The sequence below is a fragment of the Streptomyces flavofungini genome (assembly GCF_041028215.1).
Taxonomy (GTDB): Bacteria; Actinomycetota; Actinomycetes; order Streptomycetales; family Streptomycetaceae; genus Streptomyces; species Streptomyces flavofungini_B.
On record NZ_JASKYR010000464.1, the window covers coordinates 1 to 7,221 of the forward strand.

Consider the following 7,221-nt stretch of genomic DNA (forward strand, 5'->3'; position numbering starts at 1 on the left):
CACCTGGAGGGCGGCGAGCCGCAGCTCCTCCTCGCGCGTGCTGTCGATGCGCCGCATGGCGGCCTTGAGCAGGGGCGGTGCCATCACGGAGGTGACCACGGCGACCAGGACGACGATCGTGTACGTCCGGGTGTCCAGGATGCCGAGCCGCAGCCCGACCATGGCCACGATGACCTCGATGACGCCGCGCGCGTTCATGCCCGCGCCGAGCGCGAGGGCCTCCCAGCGGCTGAGCCGGCTGAGCCGCGCGCCGATGTAGGCGCCCGCGAACTTGCCCAGGACCGCGGTCGCGAGGACGATCAGGGCGGCCGCGAGCACCGCGGGTTCCGCCAGCGCCCGCAGGTCGATGCGCAGCCCCGCCGGGGCGAAGAAGACGGGGGCGAGGACGGCGAGGACGACCAGGCGCAGCGAGGCCGTGCGGACCCGGTCGAAGGCGCCGCTCGAACCGATGAGCATGCCGCAGAGGTAGGCGCCGAAGACCGCTTCGAGGCCGAGCGCCTGGGTGCCCGCGGCGGCCAGCACGATCAGCGCGGCGGCCGTGGACACCGTGCGCTGGTCGGAGCCCTCGCAGAGCCGCAGGGCGTGGCGGACCAGCGGGCGGCCGAGCAGCACCGCCACGACGATGACGAGCAGCAGGGCGCCGACGGCGTGCCCGAGCGCCCCCGCCGTCAGCCCGCCGACGGTCATCGCGGAGACCACGGAGAGCAGCAGCCAGCCGACGGTGTCGTCGACCATGCCCGCGGCCAGGGTGAGCTGGCCGACGTCGCGGTGGATGAGGTTCATGTCCATCAGCGTCTTGGCGATGACGGGGATGGCGCTGACGCACATCGCCACGCCGAGGAAGAGGACGAACATCCGCCGGTCGGCCGCCCCGATGCCGAGCAGCCGGGCCAGCGGAAAGCCGAGGCCGATGCCGAGGGCGAGGGGCACGAGCAGCCCGGCGGTGCTGACGCGGAGCGCCGTGGCCCCCCTGCGGCGGATCATCCGCAGGTCCATCTCGATCCCGGTGAGCCCGACGAGCAGCAGGACGGCGAGCTGCCCGACGGCGTCAAGGAGGTGCGTCTGCGCGGGGTCGGCGGGCAGCAGCCAGCCCGCCGCGTCCGGCGCCAGCCGGGCGAAGAGCGTGGGGCCGAGGAGCACCCCCGCGCCCAGTTCGCCGACGATCGCCGGGAGCCCGCAGCGGGCCGCGAGCCTGCCGAGCAGCAGGGCGAACAGCAGCAGCACGCCCACCTGGAGCAGGAAGACAAGGAGCGAGTGCGCGGCGATCGGCGGCACGGGAGCGGCCGTGCCGGGGTGGGTCGCAGCGGCCGTGAGCAGGCCGGCCGGGGCGGTCATGACACGGTCACCCCTCGCGCTCGCGGACGGCGCCGGGGTCACCGACGACGGCGGGGACCCGCGGCGAGAACTCCCCGTACCTGCGGAAGCCGTAGAGCAGCGCGCTCTCGCGGTCGTAGCGCTGCACGGAGCGCACCGCCCCGACGACGATCGCGTGGTCGCCGGAGGGGTGGGTGCGTTCCAGGACGCACTCGGCGACGGCGTGCGCGGCCTCGATCAGGGCGGGGCTGCGGGTGCGCCCCGCGGGCCGCCAGGCGACCCGGTCGAACCGGTCGGGCGCCCCGGAGGCGAAGAGCGCGGCCACCCAGTCCGCCTCGCCGTGCAGCAGGTTCACCGCGAACGCCCCGCTGGAGAGCACCGCCCGCAGCGTGGGGCTCCCGGTGCGCAGGCACAGCAGCAGTGTCGGCGGACTGACGCTCAGACTGCACAGCGAGGAGCACGTCATGCCCCGGGGCGCGGCGCTGCCGTCCCTGGCGGTGACCACCGAGACGCCGGTGGGAAAGGCCGCCATCATGTCGCGGAACTCGGTGTCCATGCCTCCCCGTTCCCTCACCTGTGCCGACGGGCCGCTCATGCCCTCCGGTCACCCCCCGTCGCGCATCCGGCGGAAGTATTCGTTCTGTGTCGGCAGCGTGCTCACCAGCGAGCGCGCCTTGTCCCTGATCCCCTGGAACGCGGCCAGGGCGTCCTTCTCGTCGACCAGGTCGAGGGCGGGCGAGGGCCGCACGTCGATGCCGCCGGTGCCGAGCAGCACGCAGTTGTAGGAGTAGGGCGGAAGGCCGTGGTAGCGGGGGTAGACGGTGCCCGCGTCGGGGACCTTGCTCTCCCACAGCTCCAGGCGCTCGGCCAGCGAGTCGGGCACGGTACGGGTCTTGGTGTCCCGCCAGTACTGGTTGTCCCGCCGCCTGGCGCCCCGGTAGTGCAGGACGAGGAACTCCCGTACGCCGTCCATCACGTGCGTCACCGCGCTGTTGTACTGCTCGCGCAGCGAGGCGTCCCAGTCGGTCGCCGGGTAGTACTTCACGAGCTGCTCGATGGCGTAGTGGATGAAGAAGATGCCGGTCGACTCCAGGGGCTCCACGAAACCGCTCGACAGGCCGATGGCCACGCAGTTGTTGACCCAGGAGCGCCGGGTGCGCCCGATGCGCATCCTGATGTGGTTGGCGGTGGCGTCGGCCGCGGCGGGGCCGACGAACTCGCGCAGCCTGCGCTCGGCCTCCTCGGGCTCCAGGTAGTCGCGGGCGTAGACGTAGCCGGTGCCGATCCTGCTGATCAGCGGAATGGTCCAGATCCACCCCGCGTCCTGCGCGGTGGCCGTGGTGCAGGGGCGGATGGGGTCCTTGTCCATGTCCATCGGCACCTGGAGGGCGACCGCGCTGTCGTTGGGCAGGGTGTCCTGGTAGGAGACGAACGGCTCGGCGAGCGCCTTGTTGATGAGCAGGCCGCGGAAGCCGGTGCAGTCCACGAAGAGGTCTCCGGAGAGCAGCCCGTGTTCGGCGGTGCGCACATGGGAGACCCAGCCGCGCTCGTCGAGTCCGACGTCGGTGACATGGTCGACGACGTGCCGGACGCCGCGCCGGGTGGCGTACTCCGTCAGGTACGTGGCCAGGAGGTGGGCCTCGAAGTGGTAGGCGTAGGGGAACTGGGCGCCCTGGTACTCGGCGATGGTGTTGGGCAGGTCGTCGGACTCGACGAACTCCTGCTCAAGGAGTCGGTTGTCGAGATAGCGCGGGCAGCGCTCGGCGTCGATGACCGAGGCCATGACGAAGCAGTCCGTGTCGAACCGCTCGCTGCCGGGGTAGCGCAGCCACCAGTCGGTCAGCGGGAAGCCCTTGACCGACTTGAGCTGCTCGAAGGGGTGGTAGAAGTGATGGCCGGGCCTGCGCCAGTCCTCGAAGCGGACGGCGAGCTTGTACGTGGCGTTGCACGCGGGCATCCAGTCCCGCTCGGCCAGGCCGAGGAATTCGAAGAAGTGCCTGATGTCGCTGAACGTGGCCTCGCCGACGCCGATGGTGCCGACGTCCGCCGACTCCACGAGGGTGATGGCGACGCGGTCGCCGAAGGCCGCCGTCAGATAGGCGGCCGTCATCCAGCCCGCCGTGCCGCCGCCGACGATGACGACGTCGCGCACGGCTCCCGAGCTGTTCGTTTCCGTTCCGTTCATGATGTTCCCACCCCTGGTTCCCCTGTTGTCCCCTGTTGTCCCCTGGGTCGTGCTGGTTGCTGCTGGTCCGTGCTGGCCTTTCTCCGTGCGTGCGGTGGTGGCTCACCAGGCCACTGGCAGGCGCTCCACCCCGTACGCGGTCGACCTGACGCGGAATTCCACGTCCTCGGCCTCTCCGGCGAGGCGCAGTGCCGGGAGGCGGTGCAGCAGCGCCGTGAAGGCGATGCGCAGTTCCTGCCTGGCGAGGGCCGCGCCCAGGCAGTGGTGGATGCCGTGGCCGAAGGCGACGTGGGCCACCGGGTCACGGGTGAGGTCGAGCCGGTCGGGGCAGCCGGTGAGCGCCGGGTCCCGGTTGGCCATCGGGATCGAGCAGACGACGGTGTCCCCCGCCCTGATGTGCCGCCCCGCGACGGTGACGTCCTCCAGGGCGGTACGGGGCGTGGGGGCGTGCGGCACCGACAGATGGCGCAGCAGCTCGTCGACGGCGCGGTCCATGGCGGCCGGGTCGGCGCGCAGGGCCGCGAGCTGGCCGGGATGCTCCAGCAGGATCAGCGTGCCCAGGCCGATCATGCCCGAGATGTTGTCGAGCCCGGCGAGCATCAGGAGCACGCAGATGCCGCGCAGTTCCTTGTCGGTGAAGTCGTCGCCGTGGTCGCGCACGAGCGTGCCGAGGAAGCCGTCGTCGGGGTCCTTGCGCGCCCGGCCCACCAGCGCGGCCAGATAGCGGGTGAAGGCGTTGCCCGCGTCGGCGCGCCGGCCGCGCCCCTGGCCGGTGGCCAAATGCGCGTGGCAGCGGCGCAGGAAGTCACCCCGGTCGTCGCGCGGCACCCCGATCAGCTCACACAGGACGGSGCCCGCGACCGGCTCGGCGAACCCCGCCACCAGGTCGGCCGGGGGTCCGGTGCGCTCGATGACGTCCAGGCGCTCCGCCACGATCTCCTCGATGCGCGGTTCGAGCCTGCGCATGCGCCGGTGGGTGAACTCGGGGGTGAGCATCTTGCGCAGCCGGGTGTGATCGGGCGGGTCGTAGTCCATGAGCTGCCCGATCGCCTCGTCGGGCCGGTGGTCGCCGGTCGTGCCGGTCCGGCGCCGGGTGGAGAACCGGACGTGGTCGCCGAGGACCTGACGCACCTCGTGATAGCCGGTCACCAGCCAGACGGTCCCGCCCCCGGCACGCGCGTCCGCACCGGGCATCTCGACGACGGGGCTGCCCCCGGTCAGCAGGCGCAGCTCGTCCGCGGGGTCGAAGCGCGTCCTGCGGGTGTGGACGGGGATGGTCGGCGCGTCCTGCGGCATGTCCTCTTCCTCCCGGCTCTTGACGCTCTGTGGGGGCACTCACCAGGTCACGGGCAGTGACTCGACGCCGTAGATGCCGTTGGGTGCCTTGTAGCGCAGTTCCTCCGGCGGTACGGCGAGCCGCAGCCCGGGGAAGCGGTTCAGCAGCGCGGGCAGCGCGATCCGCAGCGTCATCCGGGCCAGCGGTGCGCCGAGGCAGTGGTGGATGCCGTGCCCGTAGGCCATGTGGCTGGTGTCCTCGCGCGTGATGTCGAGATCGTCCCGCGGCGCCCCCGGGCACTGGGCGCGGTTGGCCGCGAACAGCGAGCAGAGCACGGTGTCACCGGCCCTGATGACCTGGCCCGCGAGCTTCACATCCACCAGGGCGGTGCGCGGCGACGCGGTGGCGACGACGCTCGCGTACCGGGTCAGCTCCTCCACCGCGCGGTCGGTCAGGTCCGGCCGCGCACGGAGCAGGTCGCACTGCTCGGGATGGCGCAGCAGCGCCAGGATGGACAGACCGAGGGTGCCGCCGACGTTCAGGACGGAGGGGGCGAGGAGGGTGGCGACGGTGCCGGTCAGCTCCTCGTCGCCGATGTCCGTGCCGTGCTCGCGGATCAGCGCGCTCAGCAGGTCGTCGCCGGGGCGGCGGCGCTTGCGTGCCGTGAACTTGGTCATGTACGCCATGTACGCCTTGCCCGCCGCCATCCGCTGCTCGCGGGAGCGGACCTCGGTGCGGCTGATGTCGAGGTTGCGGGCCAGTTCGGTGTGGTCGTCGCGCGGAATGTCGAAGAGCAGGCAGCCCACCAGACTCGGCACGGGCGCCGCGAAGTGCCGTACGAGGTCGGCGGGTTGCCCCGCGCGCTCCAGGGCGTCCAGGTGGTCCGCGACGATCTCCCCGATCATCGGCTCCAGGCGGCGCATCCGCCGCTGGGTGAACTCCGGTGTCTGCATCTTGCGCAGCCGGGTGTGCTCGGGCGGGTCGTACTGGAGCAGGTTGCCCGCCTGGACGAGCCGCCTGGAGTCCGCGTCGTTGTCGGCGGGCGGCAGGGTGCTGAACCGGTCCGCGTCGCCGAGCACCGCCCGTACCTCCTCGGCGCCGAGCGCCAGCCAGGTGCGCTCCGACGTCGCGGGGACGTCCAGTTCGGTGAGCGGCGCGCGCCGGACCGCCTCGGCGAGGCCGGGCACGGGGTCGGTTCCCACGCGCTGTTCGTGCGCGGGCACTTCTGTCTGCCTGGGCATGTCCTGATCTCCTCTCCCCTGCTCAGTCGGTACGGTCCGCTCAGTCGGTGCCGGTCGCGGCCCGGAGCTTCTGGGCGACGACGCGCCCGATGTGCGCGATGGCCGCGGGCTGGAACAGCTCGTAGTGGCCCGCGTCGACCTCGTGCGTCTCGATGTCGCCCTCGATGTAGGGCTGCCAGGTGGCCGCCGCGCCGGTCACCGGCAGTTCGGCGGGCCGGTCCCCGGTGGCGACGAACAGGAGCAGGTCGCCGCCGAAGCGGGGCGGGGTGTGGTCCGGCGCGAAGGCCGCCGCGTTGCGGATCACCTTGCGCATCCTGGCGAGCAGTTCGTCGCTCACCCCCATGCGTACGGCGTCGATGTCGCCCGGCATCGCCCGGTCGGCGTCGTCCTGGCCGCCGGGGGCCACGCGGCGTTCGCCGCCGTCGGCGCCCTCGGTGGCCGGTCCTTCCGCGGGGCGGGTGTCCTCGTCGGTGACGACCCGGCCGACGTTGCCGGGATAGGCGTCGAGCACCGCGAGGAGCGCCACGTCCTCGCCCTGCTCCTCCAGGCGGGCGGCGATGGCCTGCGCGATCAGGCCGCCGAGGGAGGAGCCGAGCAGGTGGTAGGGGCCGGTGGGCTGGACGGAGCGGATCTGTTCCAGGTAGTCCACCACCATGTCCTCCACGCTGCGCGGCATGGGCTCGGAACCGGCGAGGCCCCGGGACTGGAGGCCGTAGACCGGCCTGTCCTGCGGGAGGTGCCGCAGGAGGTTGCCGTAGCTCCAGCTCAGCCCCATGGCGGGGTGCACGCAGAACAGCGGGGGCCTGTTGCCCTCCTCGCGCAGCGGCAGCAGCACCGCGAGGTCACCGCGGCCGCGTCCCGCGCGGCGCGCCGTGCCGCCGCGCCGCTCGCGCGCCCGCTCCTCGGACCTGTCCCGCAGCGTGAGCAACCCCGTGGCCGTGCGCTTGGCCCGCTCCCCGGTGCGCAGCATCCGCTCCCCGCCGGGCCCGAAGGGGCAGGCGACGAAGTCCGCGCCGGTGCGTCCCGGGCCGCCCGCGTAGCCGCGCGCGAGGGCGGCAGAGGCGAGGTAGAGGTCGCCCACCACGCCGGGCGGCACCGGGTGCAGGAACTCGTCGAGCACGAAGGCGCGGGTGTCCGGCAGCGGAGTGCCGGAGCGGGCGGCCCCGGACGTGCCGCCGTCCAGCCAGGCGCCCGCGGTCTCCGCC

Annotated in this window: 6 protein-coding genes; all 6 read right to left on the bottom strand. The window is 72.9% G+C overall.

From position 1 onward, the window contains the following. Window positions 1-1,335: cation:proton antiporter (locus AB8Z36_RS27055; protein ID WP_369215993.1), on the bottom strand; the 1,335-nt coding region annotated here is incomplete at its 3' end. Window positions 1,336-1,342: 7 nt separating this feature from the next. After that, window positions 1,343-1,870: a flavin reductase family protein gene (locus AB8Z36_RS27060; protein ID WP_369215994.1), complete on the bottom strand. Its 528-nt coding sequence runs from the start codon at window positions 1,868-1,870 to the stop codon at window positions 1,343-1,345. 48 nt (window positions 1,871-1,918) lie between these two features. Then, on the bottom strand, window positions 1,919-3,499 hold the full coding sequence (locus AB8Z36_RS27065; RefSeq protein ID WP_369215995.1) for a tryptophan halogenase family protein: 1,581 nt from the start codon (window positions 3,497-3,499) through the stop codon (window positions 1,919-1,921). A 102-nt stretch (window positions 3,500-3,601) separates the two neighbouring features. Next, the gene (locus AB8Z36_RS27070; protein WP_369215996.1) at window positions 3,602-4,795 is read right to left on the bottom strand and encodes a cytochrome P450; all 1,194 of its coding nucleotides are present in this window, start codon (window positions 4,793-4,795) and stop codon (window positions 3,602-3,604) included. A gap of 39 nt (window positions 4,796-4,834) precedes the next feature. After that, window positions 4,835-6,016, bottom strand: coding sequence for a cytochrome P450 (locus AB8Z36_RS27075; RefSeq protein ID WP_369215997.1), 1,182 nt, complete (start codon window positions 6,014-6,016; stop codon window positions 4,835-4,837). A 40-nt stretch (window positions 6,017-6,056) separates the two neighbouring features. Then, window positions 6,057-7,221: alpha/beta fold hydrolase (locus tag AB8Z36_RS27080; RefSeq protein ID WP_369215998.1), on the bottom strand; the 1,165-nt coding region annotated here is incomplete at its 5' end.

Bases quoted from the DNA above. Each gene is read 5' to 3' on its own strand.
- AB8Z36_RS27060 (WP_369215994.1), bottom strand. From the start codon at position 1,870: ATGGACACCGAGTTCCGCGACATGATGGCGGCCTTTCCCACCGGCGTC.
- AB8Z36_RS27075 (WP_369215997.1), bottom strand. From the start codon at position 6,016: ATGCCCAGGCAGACAGAAGTGCCCGCGCACGAACAGCGCGTGGGAACC.
- AB8Z36_RS27065 (WP_369215995.1), bottom strand. From the start codon at position 3,499: ATGAACGGAACGGAAACGAACAGCTCGGGAGCCGTGCGCGACGTCGTC.